19 protein-coding genes are annotated in these 19172 nt (G+C 43.0%); 7 read left to right on the top strand and 12 right to left on the bottom strand.

The genetic code is table 11. The features are described from left to right. Positions 1-3: 3 nt before the first annotated feature. Positions 4-543, top strand: a complete 540-nt coding sequence (locus BN161_RS23660; protein ID WP_044270933.1) for a TlpA family protein disulfide reductase — start codon at positions 4-6, stop codon at positions 541-543. Between the two features lie 23 nt (positions 544-566). Here BN161_RS23660 and BN161_RS23655 read toward each other — a convergent pair whose 3' ends face one another. Then, positions 567-1298: a class I SAM-dependent methyltransferase gene (locus BN161_RS23655; protein WP_044270932.1), complete on the bottom strand. Its 732-nt coding sequence runs from the start codon at positions 1296-1298 to the stop codon at positions 567-569. 110 nt (positions 1299-1408) lie between these two features. Here BN161_RS23655 and BN161_RS23650 point away from each other — a divergent pair, with 110 nt between their 5' ends. Continuing rightward, positions 1409-1591 carry a hypothetical protein gene (locus BN161_RS23650; protein ID WP_044270930.1) on the top strand — a complete coding sequence of 61 codons (183 nt, stop codon included), beginning with the start codon at positions 1409-1411 and terminating at the stop codon, positions 1589-1591. A 77-nt stretch (positions 1592-1668) separates the two neighbouring features. Here BN161_RS23650 and BN161_RS23645 read toward each other — a convergent pair whose 3' ends face one another. From BN161_RS23645 to BN161_RS23625, 5 genes are all read right to left on the bottom strand, one after another. Then, a complete protein-coding gene (locus BN161_RS23645) occupies positions 1669-2046 on the bottom strand; it encodes a VOC family protein (RefSeq protein ID WP_044270928.1) in 378 nt (125 codons plus the stop codon). A gap of 25 nt (positions 2047-2071) precedes the next feature. Next, positions 2072-3202 (bottom strand): DUF4468 domain-containing protein, encoded by a 1131-nt coding sequence (locus BN161_RS23640; protein ID WP_044270927.1) that lies wholly within the window; start codon positions 3200-3202, stop codon positions 2072-2074. 12 nt (positions 3203-3214) lie between these two features. Next, positions 3215-3946: an MBL fold metallo-hydrolase gene (locus BN161_RS23635; protein ID WP_044270925.1), complete on the bottom strand. Its 732-nt coding sequence runs from the start codon at positions 3944-3946 to the stop codon at positions 3215-3217. A gap of 81 nt (positions 3947-4027) precedes the next feature. Next, positions 4028-4732: a pirin family protein gene (locus tag BN161_RS23630; protein WP_007213364.1), complete on the bottom strand. Its 705-nt coding sequence runs from the start codon at positions 4730-4732 to the stop codon at positions 4028-4030. Positions 4733-4842: 110 nt separating this feature from the next. Beyond that, a complete protein-coding gene (locus tag BN161_RS23625) occupies positions 4843-5844 on the bottom strand; it encodes a 2-hydroxyacid dehydrogenase (protein ID WP_044270923.1) in 1002 nt (333 codons plus the stop codon). A gap of 937 nt (positions 5845-6781) precedes the next feature. Between BN161_RS23625 and BN161_RS23620 the strand changes: the two genes are divergently transcribed. Next, positions 6782-8113 carry an OmpP1/FadL family transporter gene (locus tag BN161_RS23620; protein ID WP_044270921.1) on the top strand — a complete coding sequence of 444 codons (1332 nt, stop codon included), beginning with the start codon at positions 6782-6784 and terminating at the stop codon, positions 8111-8113. A 129-nt stretch (positions 8114-8242) separates the two neighbouring features. On the opposite strand, the gene BN161_RS23615 is transcribed toward BN161_RS23620, so the two are convergent. From BN161_RS23615 to BN161_RS23605, 3 genes are all read right to left on the bottom strand, one after another. Then, positions 8243-8965: a DUF3307 domain-containing protein gene (locus BN161_RS23615; RefSeq protein WP_044270919.1), complete on the bottom strand. Its 723-nt coding sequence runs from the start codon at positions 8963-8965 to the stop codon at positions 8243-8245. After that, positions 8956-9657: a helix-turn-helix domain-containing protein gene (locus tag BN161_RS23610; protein ID WP_044270916.1), complete on the bottom strand. Its 702-nt coding sequence runs from the start codon at positions 9655-9657 to the stop codon at positions 8956-8958. The genes BN161_RS23615 and BN161_RS23610 overlap by 10 nt, the downstream gene beginning before the upstream one ends. Positions 9658-9810: 153 nt before the next feature. Beyond that, positions 9811-11091 carry a DcaP family trimeric outer membrane transporter gene (locus tag BN161_RS23605; protein WP_044270914.1) on the bottom strand — a complete coding sequence of 427 codons (1281 nt, stop codon included), beginning with the start codon at positions 11089-11091 and terminating at the stop codon, positions 9811-9813. 159 nt (positions 11092-11250) lie between these two features. Here BN161_RS23605 and BN161_RS23600 point away from each other — a divergent pair, with 159 nt between their 5' ends. From BN161_RS23600 to queF, 3 genes are all read left to right on the top strand, one after another. Further along, a complete protein-coding gene (locus BN161_RS23600) occupies positions 11251-11931 on the top strand; it encodes a queuosine precursor transporter (protein ID WP_044270912.1) in 681 nt (226 codons plus the stop codon). A gap of 202 nt (positions 11932-12133) precedes the next feature. After that, positions 12134-12781 (top strand): 7-cyano-7-deazaguanine synthase QueC, encoded by a 648-nt coding sequence (queC, locus tag BN161_RS23595; protein ID WP_044270910.1) that lies wholly within the window; start codon positions 12134-12136, stop codon positions 12779-12781. A 135-nt stretch (positions 12782-12916) separates the two neighbouring features. Continuing rightward, positions 12917-13372, top strand: a complete 456-nt coding sequence (queF, locus tag BN161_RS23590; RefSeq protein ID WP_007216146.1) for a preQ(1) synthase — start codon at positions 12917-12919, stop codon at positions 13370-13372. A gap of 46 nt (positions 13373-13418) precedes the next feature. On the opposite strand, the gene BN161_RS23585 is transcribed toward queF, so the two are convergent. Continuing rightward, positions 13419-13712: a hypothetical protein gene (locus BN161_RS23585; protein WP_044270908.1), complete on the bottom strand. Its 294-nt coding sequence runs from the start codon at positions 13710-13712 to the stop codon at positions 13419-13421. A gap of 141 nt (positions 13713-13853) precedes the next feature. Between BN161_RS23585 and BN161_RS23580 the strand changes: the two genes are divergently transcribed. After that, entirely contained in the window at positions 13854-16178 is a 2325-nt protein-coding gene (locus BN161_RS23580) for a sensor histidine kinase (RefSeq protein WP_244436608.1), read from the top strand. Positions 16179-16196: 18 nt separating this feature from the next. Here the strand turns inward: BN161_RS23580 and BN161_RS23575 are convergent, their stop codons facing one another. Together BN161_RS23575 and BN161_RS23570 are read right to left on the bottom strand one after the other, a co-directional pair. Further along, entirely contained in the window at positions 16197-17420 is a 1224-nt protein-coding gene (locus tag BN161_RS23575; RefSeq protein WP_044270903.1) for a glycoside hydrolase family 88 protein, read from the bottom strand. A gap of 13 nt (positions 17421-17433) precedes the next feature. Further along, positions 17434-19083: a glycoside hydrolase family 43 protein gene (locus BN161_RS23570; protein WP_044270900.1), complete on the bottom strand. Its 1650-nt coding sequence runs from the start codon at positions 19081-19083 to the stop codon at positions 17434-17436. Positions 19084-19172 lie beyond the last annotated feature (89 nt).

The raw sequence follows: 19172 nt of genomic DNA, 5'->3' as shown, positions 1-19172 counted from the left end.
TCGATGAAAGTAGTAAATAGTTTGATTTTTATCCTGTTTGCCCTTTGCTGTTTATCGGGCAAAGCACAGGAAGCAGCTGCCGATAGCACCGGCTACATTGTAAGAGTAGGGGAGATGGCTCCCAACTTTACCATTACCCTGACAGACGGTAAGAAAGTTACCCTTTCCGAACTTCGTGGAAAGGTAGTGATGTTACAGTTCACCGCCAGTTGGTGTGGTGTATGCCGCAAGGAAATGCCTTTTATCGAAAAGGATATCTGGCTGAAACACAAAGATAATTCTGCATTTGCTCTTATTGGTATAGATCGTGATGAGCCGTTGGACAAAGTGATTGCATTCGGCAAGTCGACTGGCGTTACTTATCCTTTGGGATTGGATCCCGGTGCGGATATCTTTGCCAAATATGCACTTCGTAATGCCGGCATTACCCGCAATGTACTGATTGATAAAGACGGACGCATTGTGATGCTGACCCGCTTGTACAATGAGAAGGAATTTGCCGCATTGACGAAGAAGATTGACGAAATGCTGTCAAAGAAATAATAAACAGAAAGTCCGGGTTGACCTTATTTCAAGGTCAACTTGGCTAAATAATCGTAGTGCTTTCCCTCTTTTACCAACTCCGCTTGGAAACCATTTTCGGCTGCATAAAGACTGAGTGTCTGGAAATCAATGTAAAGCCAGTCGAATGACTCTCCCAGAATATCCTTATATTGCATCTGGAAGTCTATTTCTCCATAATAGTCACCTGCCAGATCAATCACAAAACTTCCGTCTTCTTCCTCAAACAGATAGCGCAGATCACTGGAGTCCATAAAGATGCAGCCGCTGGGTTGTAGCAGTTGCTTCATTCTTTTGAAGAAGGCAGGCAGGTTCTCCAACTTACCGATGATTCCAGAACCGTTCATCAACATTAATATTGTGTCGTATGTCTCTTGGAAATGCTCATCGAACAGATTGAGTAATGTGGCATGCCGTATACCGCGTTGTTGCATTACTTCTACTGAAAGCGGTGAAATATCAATGGCATGTACATCTTTGCCTGCTTCCTGCAAGGCAAGACTATGACAACCGCTTCCGGCTCCCACATCCAGAATCTTTCCCGTAGCCAGTTGCAGGGCGGTACGTTCCAGAAGAGGCATCTGCTTTTCCATGCGAAAAAGTTCCTTTACCGGAATTTCATCCTCGTCGAATTGTGAGGAGAAGACCCGTAGCCGTTCGGCCTTGTTTTGTTTATAATAATCGGCAATAGCAGCACCCATCGGGTCCTTATCAGCAGAAAGCAGTGTAGTGTTCATTCTATTCAATCTTTAAAAGTTGTCCGCAAAGATACGAAAAATGCAGGCTATTGGTAGAAAAAAACTATCTTTGTGTCGGCTTATAAATGTAATAGTAATAGAAACCGAATATGAGTATAGAAGATGCAATAATGGGCGGTATCGTCTTTAAAGGAAAGAAAGACAAACCCAAAGAAGATGGAAAGGTGAAAACTAAAGCCAAGAAGAAATCGTATATTACTGGGAAACATGGTTCCGGTGCTGCCAAGATGAAGGCGGATATACGAAAGAAAAGGGCAGGTCGTCATAAATAAGATGGTAAAATGATAAATGGTAAGATGAGGAAATGTAATCCTATCATCTTACCATTTATCATTTTACCATTCTTTCATCATTTTGCCGGAAGCACCTCTATCCAGTAATCATCCGGATCATGGATGAAGTACAATCCCATAGCTGTATTTTCAAAGCATACCCAACCCATTTCTTTATGGTATTGGTGAATAGCTTCATAATCACCGGTAACACGGAAGCATAAATGGCTTTCGTTTTCTCCAAGTTCATAAGCTTGCGGATGATCTTTCAGACAAGTCAGTTCCAGAAGGAAACCTGTGCTGTTGTCTGTCAGGTAAACCAATGTGAAGGAGCCGTTTGAGGCTTCTTTACGATGATGTTCTTTCAATCCCAATGCTTTGTCATAGAAAGCAATACTACGTTCCAAGTTGGTAACGTTGATATTAAAATGATCGAATTTAGCTTTTATTTCCACGTAATTAGTGATTAGTTGTTAGTGATTATTTTACGAATGCTTTCAGAATTTCACCCACATACATGCGTGGCTGACCTTCCATCGGAGCCTGTGAAGGCATCTTCTTACATTCCAAAACAACTGACGGTTCGGTTTGGTTTGCCGGATAGAAACGAACAGTGTAAGTTTCTGCCGTTTCCATCTGTTCGTAAGGCTGGTCGGGAGAAAGGAAGCTGAAAATAACAGGCTTGCCTGATGATTTGCCCAATGAACCACCTGCATTTGCTGTCATCATGGTCATGTTGAAAGCATCCGAGCCGATTACAAGCACTAACTTGCCCGCACCCATTTGGATGGCATTTGCCGGTAATTGATCTGGAGCTACTTCTTTGTAACCGGGTACTGTACCTGACGTTGCAGGAGTAGCCGGGGTGAGCGGAGTGGCAGGGATTACTGTGACTTTGCTGGTTTCTGCCGGAGTCTTCACTTCAACTTCTGCTTTTGGGGCAATTACTATCGGGCCAGAGTTGATAACACTCTTTTCCTCTTTCTTAGCTTCCTTCTGCTCAGCTGCTTCGGCTGCTTTCTTAGCAGTGCTTGCACTGAGGGCTTCGGCTGCTCCAAGGGCCAGGTCGTCTACAAAGTCTACTGTTTTTCTACGCCATTTGGCAAGTCCGCGCACCAATTTGGTTTTGGCTTTATTCAGTGCGTACTTGTCTACAATCCATTCTTCTGCCGTATATTTCTCTTTGCCTTCGCGATAGTTGAAACGGATTTTCTCTACTTCCATCGTACACTTCGCAGGTGCGCAGACTACTGAAATCTGGTAGAGTATTTTTGTGCGATCCAAAGAAAGCGCACTCGAACTGAACACGATCCATTCGTCTCCCGTACCTACGATTTGTCCTTCTTCCGGATTGGTGTAGACTACGCGACTGGTGTTTTCATTCTTTTTCAGCCGTGCTTCCATCCAGTTCTGCATGCGTTTGAAGATTTCTTCCTGCGACATGCCGGGAATGCTGAATTCTTTGGTGAATACCACTTTTCCATCTACTTCGGGTACTGCACCTGCCAGATACTTGCTGTCGTCATCTTTATCTTTATTGGCGTCTGCAAACGCTGTGGCCGGCAGACAGATGCATAACAGCATAAAAAGAAACTGTGTCAAATTTTTCATAATGCGTATGTTTTATTGAGTAATATCGAAACTTTCGCCCCTGCGGGTGATGGACAGGAAACGACAACCTTTGCTTTCGGCAAACTCCCGGAAAGCATTTCCGCCCTTGTATTCCTCGCTGAAGTGCATAGGAACAAAGATAGCGGTTTTTATTCGTTCCACGAATTGTTCCGCACCTTTCATATAGTCTTTCCCGATACGGTTGTCCACTGGAAACATGGCTACGTCTACCGAAGGGGCGGTCTGCTGGAGGTACTTCACCTCGGCAAGGAAGTCGCCTTCCGCTTTTCGGATTTCCTGTGGGGTGGACTCTTCACTCCAATGCCAGTTATTCAGGTCTCCGGCATGGAACAGCCGGATGCCTTGCAGGTCGATCAGAAAAGAGATGCCCACGTCCGTGGAGCCGAATGCTTCGATACGGATATTCGGGTCTTCGTACACATCACCTTTATTTATATAGGTGGCATCCTCACGTGTGGCGCGACGATGTTTCAGAATGTCTTTAGAGAAGATGTAGTGAATATCCGGACGCTCGGCCTTCCATAAAAGAACTTCGCGATTAAAGTGGTCGGGGTGAAAATGGGAAGAGAGCACATATAGTTCTCCGGGGCTTCCCAACAGATAGTCATGAACGATACCTTTATTATATTCCGTTTCAGAGGAATCTTTGTAGTAATCGATAATGACTGTCACTCCGTCCGCTTCAATCGCGAAGCCGCTATGGTAAATGTAATCAAGTTTCATGCAAGGGTCAATTTATAGCGCAATATTACGAAAAACGCTACACAAACCTTGGCTTTTAGCTGTTATTTTTATCTAAAAGACTTACATGGGCACTTCCATCAGCAGGATATGCGAGTCTTTCAGTGTTTCCAGCTCAAAGCTGTGAGTGTCATATACACCCATGCCGTCACGGCGTGAGAGTACAGTGTCGTCCACCTTCACTTCACCTTCGATCACGAAGATGTATACCCCTGCATGCGACTGGTGCATGTGGTAGCCGATCTTTTTGCCTGCTTCTATCTCTCCGATGGAGAACCATGCCTGTTGCAGCATCTTGGCAGGAGCGTCACCGTCCGGTGAAACAATCAACGTCAGTTCGTTCTTGCGCAGCAATGGGCGGATGTCATAATCCTGATAGGCAGGTGGTGTATTCAGCTTCTCCGGCATTACCCAGATTTGCAGGAACTCTACCGGTTCGGTGTCACTGCCGTTCATTTCGCTGTGATAAATACCGGTACCGGCACTCATGGTCTGTATGTCACCCGGCGTGATGGAGCGGCTGTTCTTCTGGCTATCACCATGTTTCAGCTTTCCTTTCAAGGGGATGGAGATAATTTCCATGTTTTTATGCGGGTGGGTGCCGAAGCCTTTACCTGGTTCTACACGGTCGTCGTTCAGTACGCGCAGGGCACCGAAGTTCATACGGCGCGGGTTGTAGTAGGTGTCGAAACTGAATGTATGGTGACTGTCGAGCCAATCATATAGAGCACGTCCACGGCTTTCCGCTTTGTCTATTACTTTTTTCATAATTAATTCCTTTCTTTTAAATGGTTGATATGTTTAGATAACAAACTGGTTTTGAAAAAGTTTATGGTCAGATGTTATCCTCTGCTTATAGCAGATTTTTATTGTTAATTTTATATCTTGACTTCATTTTCCAAGGCTTTTCCGCTTGCAAAGTCTTTGATATTCTGAAGTGTGGTAGTGGCGATATTCTCCAATGCTTCACAGGTGAAGAACGCCTGGTGTGAGGTGACGATGACATTGTTGAAGGAAAGCAGACGTGCCAGTACATCATCGTCGATGATGCGGTCCGACTGGTCTTCATAGAAGTATTCGCCTTCTTCCTCGTACACGTCCAGTCCGGCAGAACCGATCTTCTTGTTCTTCAATCCTTCTATCAGTGCGTTGGTCTGGATCAGTTGTCCGCGTCCGGTATTGATAATCATTACGCTCTCCTTCATCTTGCTGATGGAGTAGTCGTTAATGAGATATTTGGTTTGCTCGGTGAGCGGGCAGTGCAGGGAGATGATGTCCGAACTGTGGTAAAGCTCATCCAGCGTGGTGTACACCACCTGATGCTCGCGGGCAAAGTTATAGTCGGGGTATAGGTCATAAGCCAGTATGTTCATGCCGAAACCGCGCAGAATCATAATCAGTTTCTTGGCAATCTTTCCCGTACCGATGATGCCGACCGTTTTGCCGTACATATCGAAACCCAGCAGTCCGTGCAGAGAGAAATTACCGTCTCGTGTACGCCAGGTGGCACGGGGAATTTTCCGGTTCAGCGACAGCATGAGGGCCACCGTAAATTCTGCTACGGCATAGGGCGAGTAGGCGGGTACGCGTACTACCGTGATGCCACAATCAGCGGCTGCTTTCAGGTCTACATTGTTATATCCGGCACAGCGCAATGCCAGCAACTTTACGCCATTGTCCGCCATTATGCGAAGCACTTCCGCGTCTGCGGTGTCGTTTACAAATATGCAGACGGCATCTACACCCTGTGTCAGTATCACGTTGTGTTTATTCAGATGACCTTTGTAATAGCGGAGTTCAAAACCGTACTCTTTGTTCTTGTCATTGAACGAATCCTCGTCATAGAGCTTCGTACCGAAGAAAGCAATTGTATATGCCATAGTTTATTGAAGTTTTTAGAATTTATTGTATGTTATATAACACACGGATGGCTGATAAGGTTCATAGGCGACTCCGTATCCTATAGAACCGAATTTGCTACGGACTTGGTACGGAGAAGATACGGACCGGATATGGGGAGGTTACAGGATTGGTCTGGAAGTCGGGTATATTCCCACTACGACTGAACAAGGTGGAACACCAATTATTCATACAGTCAGCAACTTACGTACTTCTTCATGTCTGAATTTCCTTCTTTTCTTTCCGGTTATGAACAAAACGATAATCCGATATGATAAGCACCTCTAATATAAATAATAAATATTTATAAAACAAAACATTTGCGAGATCAGTCGCATACTTAGGGGGTCTCAGTATGATACTTAGGGTACCTCAGTATCATATTGAGGTACCCTAAGTATGATACTGAGATAGCCTGATTATAACACGCTTGATAATCAAGTATTTACAAAACTAATCTTTGGTGGTTATAAATTAGAACAAATAAACTATTGAAATAATGAATTAATTCGTTTCTGTCGGGTTATGAGTTAAATGGGAATTTATCGGTGTGTTTTTAATTTTTCAGACGCGGATAACGCGGATGACGCGGATTTTAAAAGCTGCGCTATCATTTCGAATGAAAAAAAGAATCCGCGTCATCCGCGTTATCCGCGTCTGAAAAATTGCTTATACGCCGCAGGGAACCAACGGTCAGCGAAGCTAAACTTTGCCGGGGCGCTACGCCCCTAAATTATCATTTAATTCATTACTTTCCGGTTATGCATTATCCATATCTTCTTTTCTTTAATAAGTTTCATTAGAAACAGTTTGTTTTTCAATTAATTTTTGCCTGTAATGTATCTTTCTGCACAAAACGTTTTTTGATGTGCAATATTGTTGTACCTTTGCGCCCGCTAACAATTAAAAAAGATTTAGATGAGAAAATTTTCGTTGATTAGCCTTATGCTGCTAATCGTTTCAACTTCAACTTTTGCAGGAGGACTGCTGACAAATACAAATCAGCATGCCGCCTTTCTTCGTATGCTATCCCGTGGTGCTACAACTGAAATAGACGGTGCTTTGTCCAATCCGGCCGGTCTGGCCTTTTTGCCCAATGACGGTTTTCATATGTCTTTGAGCATTCAGAGCGCTTTCCAAACAAGAAATATCGATGCTTCGTGCGAAGGATTGGGGCTGAATAAGTATTATGAAGGTAAGGCGTCCGCGCCTGTTATTCCCAGTGTGTTTGCCGCTTATAAGGCGAGTGACTGGACGCTTTCCGGTTTCTTCGGCATCACCGGTGGCGGTGGAAAGGCTTCGTTTGATGATGGTCTTCCCATGTTCGATGCTATGGTGATAGGCGGATTGGGAGCCAAAGGCATTCCGAGTAATGCCTATTCGCTGAAAAGCTACATGGATGGCAAACAGTACATCTATTCTGTACAGTTGGGCTTGACTTATAAGGCGACGGACTGGCTTTCTGTCTTTGCAGGTGGTCGCATGAATTACTTTACCGGTGGCTATCAGGGTGCATTGAATGCCAGTGCCGCCACTAATTTGCCTTTGCCTACCGGAGGAACGATACCTGCCGGCACGGAGCTTATCGGCATCGACTTGGATTGTAGTCAGACCGGATGGGGATTTACTCCGGTTATCGGCTTGGATGCCAAGTTGGGCAAGCTGAACATTGGCGCAAAGTATGAGTTCATGACTAATTTGAACATTGAAAATTCCACTAAAGAGAACTCGCTTCGTATGATTGGTACCGCCGAAAGTGAATTGGCGGATTATAAGCATGGTGTGAATACTCCGAATGATATCCCTTCCATGCTATCCGTGGCTGTTGCCTATGAGTTCATACCGGTATTGCGCGCATCTGTGGAATATCACTTCTTTGATGACAAGAATGCAGGAATGGCCAATGGCAAGCAGAAGTTTCTGACAAAGGGAACAAACGAATATCTGGCCGGTATTGAATGGGATGTAACCAAGCATCTGACAGTGAGCTGCGGTGGTCAGATTACAGACTATGGATTGTCCAACGACTATCAGAGTGATACCAGCTTCTCTTGCGATTCTTATACTTTGGGTCTTGGAGCAAAGTTGAAGTTGAGTGAAAAAGCTAATCTGAATGTTGGTTATATGTGGACTACCTATGAGGATTACACTAAAACTTCTCAAAACTATAACAATACCGGATTGACTGGTACCAATGTATATAGCCGCACTAACAAGGTGTTCGGTCTTAGCATTGATTATAGCTTCTGATTTTTATAATTCTTTTATATATCAAGGAAGGGCATGCGGCGGGAAGAGCCGGCATGCCCTTTCTTTATGCTGTATTTATCGGTATTTAAGCCGATAAATAGTACTTATCGGCTTAGATACCGGTAAATATTAAGTGAGTAATCGTAATATTGAGCTGAAATGCCTGATACATATACTGATGATAAAAGCACATCCAATGCTGAGGAGAGTACCACAAAGTACGTATTCCGTAGAGATAGTGGTTTGCTTATTATCTCGAAGGCGAAGAAGCCCCTTGGCAGCAATGAGAAAACCGACGGCACTGTATTGATTGAGCAAGATTAATATAAAGGTTAGTATTCGCTCCATGTTTCCAATCAGGTGCCCGGCACTGGGCAATGTTTTTTCAGTGCGAGGGGTTACATTAAACTGCCTGAGAACAAGGGTGATCAGTATGTTGGTAGGTTTGAACAATAGTAAAAAGCCGAGTATCAGTAGTATCAGTTCTTCATTCAGTGGGAACGGCTGAGAGAGTGGGGATATTTTCACTGCACAAAATGCTAAGACACTCCAATGGAGCAACTGGTCCCCGAAAAAATAATGGAGTACCCATCGAGGATATTTCTTTTCGAGATAAGATTTAAAGATGTCAATTGCGGTGTGAGACAAAACAATCAGAATAAACCATTTAAATGCACCATGACAAATGGCGACCGGGATAAACAAGAGGGATATGATGAGGATATGTGTATAAAGTTCCTTGCTTCTGATGCCTTTCTTCCTTTTGTTGTCACACATCTGCTGCGATTGCAGATAAAAATCTCCGATGATGTGGAGAATAAGCAATAGTAAGAATAGCTTTGTTATTTCCATAGTTTAGTGTTGTTTTCTATGTAGTTTATAGCCTGGATAATGGCATTGCTGCCAATAGAAGTAGAGTGTTGGTTGACGGTAGACTGACTAAGCTGGGTGATGAGAGAAATCTCATTCTCGCTTTTTCCAATCAGTTTATAGTATAGTACTTCGCATTGTTTGGCTGTAGAACGGTTCAACTGGTTATCTATGAGTTCACCTATTGCATTGCAAAGCATATCTTTATCCTTGTCATCTCCTGTCCAAAAGAAACTTTTCTTTATGATTACTTTCTCTTTCTGGCTGGTATTTTGATCTTTGAGATTTCGGCCTGCCCGGTAGATGGCGTCACCGTCTAAAATTCCGTTCCGTATATCCACTGTCTTCATATCTCCGATACCAACAGAAACCCTTACAGCATAATCCTTGAATAATTTACGCCGTTTAACTTCTGTATTATCTCTTACGTTTTCCGGGAGAAGTATATAGGACTTTATACAGCATTTTAGTGCAATAGCTAGACGGAGGGCTTTTTCCGGAGATGGACAATAACATTCGATATAATCTCCTTTAATGATTCGTCCATATCCGTTGTACTCCTGCTCCATATAATCAATGAACCGGATGATTCTATTTCGCAATTCACTGAGCTCTTCCGGTGATAATGATGTTGAGGCCACTATATCTGCTGAAATAACGGAGTGCTGTTTCATATCTGAATTCTTTGTATATTGAATTATAGTTGTGACAAAGGTATATATAAATATCGGTATATTTACCGATAAATAATGAAATAGACTGCCTGAAACAAACTTTACTGTGCGTTTCAGGCAGTCTATTATTTGCTAAAAACAGTCTCCTAGCCTTTAGAATGAATATTGTACCAACAAATTCATTCGGTTGGCATGGTGTGTTGAATTGCTGAAATCTGTACGCCAGCCACGGAGGTATTCGGCTCCTACCTGCATGTTTGGAGTGACATTCCAGAATACATTGGCTACGAGATACTGTCCGTAGCGATAACTGTTTGGTTGATCGTTGGGATAACCATTCTCAGAATATAATCTGGACATACTGTATGTGCCGGATACGAATATTTTCGGACAGATATTATACTGTGCCCCGGCAAACCAGCCCAGCATAGGCAATGCCTGCATCTTGCCTTCTTTTTCTGGATTGGGAACGATGTCCACATTCAGATTGCTTATATCATTCAAATATTGTCCGATACCTTTTCCGTAAGTAGCCTGTCCGAAGATTTCCCATTTCTTACTGAGATTGAACGAGGTAGATGCCTGTACGCCCCATCCGGTAACATCGGATGCATGATTACTGAGCGTGCTGGTATACGTCATGCTGCGCACGATACCACCCACACGAAGATGGCTGTTAGCTCCCCAGCCATATTGGGCGTAAGCGGTAAAGTCCGGCATACGTTGTTGGGCTACGCTGAGTTCGTCATTCGTGGCGCCATCTACGCTTGGCACTTCGATAGATGCATGGAAACGCCAGTTCTTCAGACCTTTGTAAGTGTAGGCAAGTTGAGTGGCACGGTAGAAAGTTGCACCATTGGGACCCTGGAAGTCGATAGTGGACGGCAATGCAGCCAAATCCATGAACCCACCATAAGTATAACCCACCGTTACATTACGGAACGACATATAAGCATTTCGCAACTGGAATACCTTATCGCCGCCACGGAAGTTACCGGCAGTGTACACAACGAAATCACCCAGCAATTTAGTATGCCCTACCAGTTTCAGGAAGATGGTGGAAGTACTAGCATCCATCTGGAACTGGTTCTTTACTTTGCTGGCATTCGGAATGTAGGCAGGGATGAAGTCCATGTTGTCCACAATGCCGCCAAAGTCATATTCGGCAGTGGCACGCACATATCCGCCGATACCAAGGGCGAACTTTCCTTTTTTATCCATCAACAGGAAGCGAGGCGCCTGTGGATCGTGGATGTACCTGAACTGTGATTCGTTCATGATACGGACGATCTCGTCGCCTGCCTTGTCGATGGTAACCATGACGATGCCGTTAGATGCCTCGTCATCAATAATCACTTTTTCTTGTGCTTTAGCCACGGACGGAATGAGACCGATGCCGCACAACAGAAACATTACTTTTAAGATTGTCTTCATTATTAAGTTAGGTTTTGGTGAATGCCCTTTGAACAACTTAAATTAGAAATGGTTTTGCGGTCAATAGAAGAAAACGTATCTTTGTAGCCGATTTAACGATCTTATGATGCCGTGAATAGCGGTCGTGTATTCTAGAACACCACGTAAAAAACAGGATTTATGAAGCAAAAAGTATCTGTACCCTTTATGCTGCTGGGTATTCTATTTAATGTTTGTCTGATTGCAGCTAATCTTCTTGAAACTAAAGTTATCCAGGTTTTCGGTATTACCGTTACCGCAGGGTTACTGGTTTTCCCTATTTCTTATATTATCAATGATTGCATTGCTGAGGTGTGGGGCTTTCGTAAGGCACGTCTCATTATCTGGAGTGGCTTTGTTATGAATTTCTTTGTGGTGATGCTTGGATTGATAGCCGTAGCATTACCGGCTGCGCCATTTTGGGAGGGGGAGGCTCACTTCAACTTTGTTTTTGGAATGGCACCTCGTATTGTAGTGGCGAGTCTGACGGCTTTTCTGGTTGGTTCGTTTCTCAACGCTTATGTCATGAGTCGTATGAAAGTGGCAAGTGGCGGACGGCATTTCTCGGCTCGTGCCATCTGGTCGACTGTAGTGGGGGAGACGGCAGACTCTCTGATATTCTTTCCTGTTGCTTTCGGAGGAATTATTGCTTGGCCTGAATTACTGGTGATGATGTGTATTCAGATTGTATTGAAATCCCTGTATGAGGTGTTGATTCTTCCGGTCACTATCCGTGTTGTGGCAGCTATTAAACGTATTGACGGTAGTGATGTATATGATCAGGATATCTCTTACAATATATTGAAAGTCAAAGATATTTGAAATAATGATAAATACTGCAAATCAGGAGTTAAGGAATTTGAAGGAGTTATCAGTCTGCAAGCAGACTTCGGAGTTAAAGCTGATACTTCCGTTTTATATATATGATAAAATCGCTTCGAGGAGTATCGGCGTTTACTCCTTTAACTCCTAAACGAAGCGATAACTCCCTTTAACTCCTGATTCGCATTAATAATGAATAGTTGTGAATAAAGAAGTTGCATTAGTCGTATTCAGTGGTGGACAAGATTCTACCACTTGCCTGTTTTGGGCAAAACGAGAGTTTAAGAGAGTAGTTGCTTTGAGCTTCCTGTACGGACAGAAGCATGAGAAAGAGGTGGAACTGGCACGGGAAATAGCCGGTAAAGCTGGTGTGGAGTTTGAAGCAATGGATGTGTCTTTTATCGGTAAGTTGGGGCACAACTCACTGACGGATACAACGATGCTTATGGATCAGGAAAAGCCAGCCGGTAGTTATCCCAATACATTTGTGCCGGGACGTAATCTCTTCTTTCTAAGCATTGCTGCTGTATATGCCCGTGAACATGGTATCAATCATATCGTGACAGGAGTGTCGCAGACTGATTTCAGCGGATACCCTGATTGTCGGGACACCTTTATCAAGTCGCTCAATGTTACATTGAACCTGGCTATGGACGAGCAGTTCGTAATTCATACTCCATTGATGTGGATCGACAAAGCGGAAACCTGGGGATTAGCAGATGAACTGGGAGTGCTCGATCTGATACGGAACGAAACGTTGACTTGTTATAACGGGATTCAGGGTGATGGCTGCGGGCATTGTCCGGCATGTAAGTTACGTCGTGAGGGATTAGAGAAATATTTAAAGTAGTTAAGTATTTAAAGGAATTATCGCTTCGCTTAGGAGTTATAGGAGTTAGAGAATAGTACGTATCGTATTTTTCCCACTGTGATATAAATGAGAGTATTGGCTTTAACTCCTGATTTACATTAAAAACAAATAGTTATGACCGAATTAAAAGATCAACTGTCCCTTTTGGGGAGAAAAACAGAATATAAGCAGGATTATGCTCCTGAAGTGCTGGAAGCTTTTGATAATAAGCATCCCGAGAATGATTATTGGGTACGTTTTAATTGCCCGGAATTTACCAGCCTATGTCCTATAACCGGGCAGCCGGACTTTGCGGAAATCCGTATTAGTTATATTCCTGATATAAAGATGGTGGAAAGTAAAAGCTTGAAACTTTATCTGTTTAGTTTCCGTAATCATGGCGCTTTTCATGAAGACTGTGTGAATATTATAATGAAGGATCTTATTCACCTGATGAATCCTAAATATATTGAGGTAACAGGACTTTTTACTCCGCGTGGTGGCATATCCATTTATCCTTACGCTAACTATGGACGCCCGGGTACGAAGTATGAGGGCATAGCTGAACAACGATTAATGAATAGAGAATAAAAAGAGATAGGGGTGGTTTTCGGAACACCCCTTATTTATATGAATATCACTTCTTGATTATTACCAGTTCGGTAGCTTTCAGGATTTCCCCACTTTCAATCTTTTCTTTGATACATGTTACTTCTACACTGTCCTCCAGTAATACTCCAGGAACTTTATCCGGATTTGCGTCCATAGTGCTGATGTTTATTGTATCACCATTTCCCGTAATCAGGGTGATATTATTCATTGTAGCATCATAAACTATTCCATTGAGTACTTGAGGACGATTCTCTTGTTTACAAGAACTGATACTTCCCGCAAAGAAAGCAAGAACGGAGAGATAAATTAAGTTTTTCATATATAATAGCTTTTCGTGATAATTGTTGAATGCAAATATAAGACTATTTCTAAGAAAATATTGATAATCACAAGGAAAATCTTTCTGTTCATGAACTAAATGCTGCTTCTCTGTGTTTTAATACAGTCAAGTTATGCAATCATGAGAATACTACATATAAGATATCTTTTACTTCTTTTTCTTTTATCTTTTTCTTGTTTGGTATCTGCCGGTGATAAGAAAGAGAATTCCGATACGGATTTATTGATTATCAGCAGTTATGTATCGGGTGCTCCATGGAGTCAGACTATCATTTCACATATCATGCAGAAAGAGTATGACCGGAAGGATGTGAGTATGAATGTGGAGTACATGAATATCCTGACGATAGAAACTCCTGAGATACTGAACCAATATAAAGAAAATCTTTTTTCAACTTATGGTAACAACCCGCCTAAAGCAGTGTTGATGTTGGGAAATGCTCCTTTGATATTACGTGATGATATGCGTAGACACTGGGGAGATATACCTTTGATAGTATGTGCTGAAAGTAGATATATAGGGCCGGATTCTACCTATATGTACAATCAGATTATTCCATATAAAGATCGTATCTACTTGAAAGATCTGCGTAATGAGTATAATATGACTTTTCTTGCTGCACGTGCTTTTATACCGGAAAGTGTCCAGTTGCTGCGTCGTATGATTCCGAATCTGAAGAATTTACTGTTAATAGGTGATCAGACTGACCGTGACATTGATTATGACCAGCAACTCTCAGAGTTGATTAACACTGAATATACAGATATTAATTATAAGTTTTTATCAGCAGGTGCTTGGAGTCCGGACCAGTTGTTGGATACATTGCGACAAGTGGTTCCGGAGGAAACAGGTATTCTATTTGCTTCATGGTTCCACAAACGCATGTTTGCGGGTAATATGCTTATGATGGCAAACTCTTATAAAGTGATTGCCAACTCTACATTGCCTTGTCCGCTTTTTGCATTATCTTCTTCTATTTCAAGTATTGAAGAAGATGGGACTATAATAGGAGGGTGTGTATATGATATGAACCTGTACTGTGAGGAAATTGTGAAGATGATTAATGCTGTAGCTGATGGCAAGCAAGCGCGGGATATTCCATATTATAATCCGAAGCCCATGGTTCTTTTTAACTATCCTTACATGGTGGATTTTGGCTTGTCTCCTAAAAACTGTCCTCCGGGAACGGTTTATTTGAATGCTCCTCCTACTTTCTTTGACAAGTATCAGTCTGCTTTAGTAATAGGTAGTATTACTTTATTAGTAGTTGTTCTCTTTTTCCAGCTTCGTAGGAATAAGATTCTGGAACGGCTTCAGCAAGTAGAGCAGAATCAGCGTTTTACTCATTCTAAGATGGCTATGGCATTAGAGGTGGTTGATTTGCTGCCGTGGCAATGGGATTTGCGGACAGATGAAATTACATATAGCTCCTATAAGCCGATAGAGCCGGGAAAAGAAGAAGTCTCAGAAATGACTTATACCACCAATATAGATGACTATCTTACCTTTGTTTGTGAAGAGGATAGAGAGCGTATTCAGCAGGTTTTTGAGGATGTGCATGCTAATAAAATTGATAAAATAAAAGAAGAGTACCGTGTTCATCGACCTGATAAATCAGATGGCTCAGAGGACTGGATGGAGGTGCGTGCCTTTGTAGAACAATATGATGAAGAGGGAAAACCTTTGGTTGTGGTGGGTTCATCATTGTTTATTACGGAGCGTAAGGCGGCAGAGCGTGAACTGATTGCTGCCAAAGAGCGTGCGGAAGAGTCCAACCGTCTGAAATCCGCCTTCCTTGCTAATATCAGTCATGAAATCCGCACTCCGTTGAATGCAATTATTGGCTTCTCCGGTATATTGGCTATGACTGAAGATGAAGAAGAGAAGAAGGAGTATGTCAGCATCATAGAGAAGAATAATGGAATCTTGCTGCAACTTATCAATGATGTTCTGGACTTATCCAAGATTGAGGCTGGAGTTCTTGATTTGTATTATTCGGAATTTGGATTAAATGGAGTGCTAGCAACCTTGAAGGGAGTTGTTGAGTCTCGTTTGCAGGATGCGGTTGATCTGATTTTTGAGCCGGGGATGCCGGATGATTATGTTGTTTATTCAGAGAAAAACAGACTTCAACAATTGGTTTTGAACTTCCTGACTAATGCCTGTAAATTTACATCAACCGGCAGTATCCGCTATGGCTATGAAGTGCGTGAAAAAGACATCTATTATTATGTAACTGATACGGGAACTGGTATTCCGGAAGATAAACTCCATCTTATATTCGAACGTTTCATCAAGTTGGATAGCTTTAAGCAGGGCACCGGTTTAGGTTTGCCTATTTGCCAGCTCATTATTCAGAATATGGGAGGCGAAATCGGAGTGAATTCTAAATTGGGAGAAGGTTCTACATTTTGGTTTACGCTTCCCCTCAAACCAAAACAGTAAGAGGGGATAGCGTTGCTTCTATATGACAGCTTTATTTTCAATTAAGTTCTTCAATCGAACCAAGGCTTCGATATAATAATAGTCTGCATAAATGATGGCGGCATCTATTTCTGAATTATTCGGCAAGTGTCCGGTGGAGTGGAGGAGGAATGCCGGCTTGCTTTTGCCGCATTGATACTTATCCGAACTCAGGATTGCCAACATTTTTATAGCTGCATTCTTATATTCTTCTCCTTTTTTGCCGGGCAGGTAAGTGGAGAGTTCCAGTAAAGCCGATGCGGTTACACTTGCAGCGGAGGCATCACGTGGGACATTCGGGATATTGGGGTCATCAAAATCCCAGTAAGGCACATAGTCTTCCGGCAATCTTTCCAAATATACATCTGTTACTTTCTGTACAAAATCCAGATATCGTGGATCTAATGTTTCCCTGTAGACTACTGTATATCCATAGATAGCCCACGCCTGTCCGCGTGCCCACATGGTATTGTCTGCATATCCCTGATGTGTAACTCCTTTTATGAAGTCGCCCGTCAAAGTATCATAAACCGCTACGTGATAGGAAGTGTAGTCGGGACGGAACTGATATTTCATAGTCTTATCGGCGTGCGACACGGCTATATCTGCCAGATATGGGTTTCCTCCGTTCTTGGCAGCCCAGAAAAGCATTTCCAGGTTTATCATATTATCCATGATCGTATTGTGTCCACCGAACATTTCTATATTGCGTGGCCATGAAAGTATGGTGCCTACACGAGGTCTGAACAAGGTTGCCAGTGAATCTGCTGTATCCAGAATCACTTGTTTGTATTCCGGATTATGTGTCAACCGATATCCATTACCGTAGCTGCAAAAGATCAGAAAACCCAGGTCATGGTCGTATGCCGGAATTTGTGACAGGAACTTCAACGGTTCGGTGAATTTCTCAGCTTCTTCCTTTATGGTTGCTTTACCGGTATATTCGTAATCATACCATAAAACTCCTGGCCAGAAACCACTGCACCATTCATCCTTTGTTGCTTTTCGGCAATGCCAGGTGTTGAGGCTGTCCATGATATTACGCGGCATCATCGAGTAATCGATAGTACCTTCTGCCGCTTTTAGTTCTGTTAAAGTGCGTTGTACCTGGGCGTCACAGTAATCCAGCGCCTCATATACATCTACATCCATTCCTTTCTCGGGCATGTTGCAAGCTGTAAACATGCACAAGCATGCACCGAACAGTAGTTCTTTTGTTTTCATATAATCAGTCTTTTTATTTATCTATGTGAAACCAGTCGGCATCTACCCATCCCCGTTCCTTACCATAAGGAGTGGTACTGAATAGCCCTACTTTGGCACCTATCCATTTTCCCTGACGGGCTGTGAAAGGCATACCTATTGCTTTATATTTCTTACCATTCAGGCTGTAATAGAAGTGGCAGATACCGCCTTTCTCTATTTTTACCTGTAGATAGATATCTCTTTCGTAGTTGGGAAACAAACCTGCTTCGTACTTTCTGCTGGCAGGTAATTCTGCCAGGCGATTGACTGTTTCGGGTGTCTTTTGCTCTGCATCCTTGCAGGTCACTTGTTTCAATATAAATTTATCACCTTCTTTCTCTACTCCCAGGTAGCAATAGTCCCAGCCCATCACAATCAATCCGGATTGCTGTCCGTCCATTTTGGCGGAAACTTTTAGTTTGGTAGTTGCTGTGAACTCTTCTGCCATGAACTTCTGCAATAAAAGGTTAGGGACTTCCCAGAAATTCACAAAGTTCTCGGAGAGAATATGTCCGTAAATACGGATGAATCCCAAGTCGGAAGTATATCCGAATGTATCCTGATAATTGGCATGCCATTCCCATTGCATTCCCAATTGACGGGTATTGAACTCGTCACTGTCCGCAGGTGTTTCTACCGGGTAATTCTTGCCTACATTGGGCTTTTTATAACGGGTTACTGGTTCGCCACAACCATTGCCGTCCTTATCTTCTCCAATTACAGGCCAGTCGTTTACCCACTTCATCGGGTTCAGGTGAACGACACGCCCATACATGGCTTTATCCTGAAAGTGAACGAACCAGGATTCCCCTGTCTGCGTATCAACCCATGCGCCTTGGTGGGGACCATTGATGCCGGTAGAGCCTTGCGCCATGACAATCTTCTTCTCATAAGGACCGTATATATTCCGCGAACGCAATACTAACTGCCATCCGGTTGCTACTCCGCCTGCCGGGGCAAAAATATAGTAGTAGCCATTCCGCTTATAGAGTTTGGGGCCTTCAACCGTATGGTTGATTCCATCATTACCATCAAAGACCAGTACCGGATCACTGATCACTTTCGTGCCTTCTGCATTCATTTCACAAATTGTGATAACACTGTTCAGTGCGGCACGACTTCCTGCCCATGCGTGTACCAGATATACTTTTCCATCTTCATCCCACAGGGGAGCAGGGTCTATCATGCCACGACCGGCTTTTACCAATATCGGTTTCTCCCATTCTCCGGCCGGGTCTTTGGTCTTTACCATGAAGATGCCATGATCCGGATCTCCCCAATAGATATAAAACTCTCCATTATGATGGCGGATGGATGGTGCCCAAACACCTTTTCCATGCTGGGGAGCATTGAAGAACTCGATGGGTTCTATCTGTTTCAGCGCATAGCCTGCGTATTTCCAGTTTACCAGATCTTTGGAGTGGAGAATGGGTAAACCGGGAGCACATCCGAAGCTGGAAGCCGTCATATAAAAATCTTCACCTACTGCGCAGACATCCGGATCGGAGTAATCGGCATGCAGCACCGGATTGATGTATGTGCCATCCTTCTGATCAGATACCCAGGCTTTGGATACATATTGGGCTTCCGCCTGCCAACAGGCAGCGCATAGCAATGTAGTAAGCAGAAATATCTTTTTCATCTTTTTATTTACCTTTTTAAATATCCTGAAAACAAAGATTTTACCTAAACAAACTCTTACCTTTATCTACTGAAAATAATCTTAATGTG

The organism is Bacteroides timonensis (genome assembly GCF_000513195.1).
In the GTDB taxonomy this organism is placed as follows: Bacteria; Bacteroidota; Bacteroidia; order Bacteroidales; family Bacteroidaceae; genus Bacteroides; species Bacteroides timonensis.
Note: the sequence above shows the minus strand (reverse complement) of the source record. Positions and strands in the feature narration are given on the sequence as shown.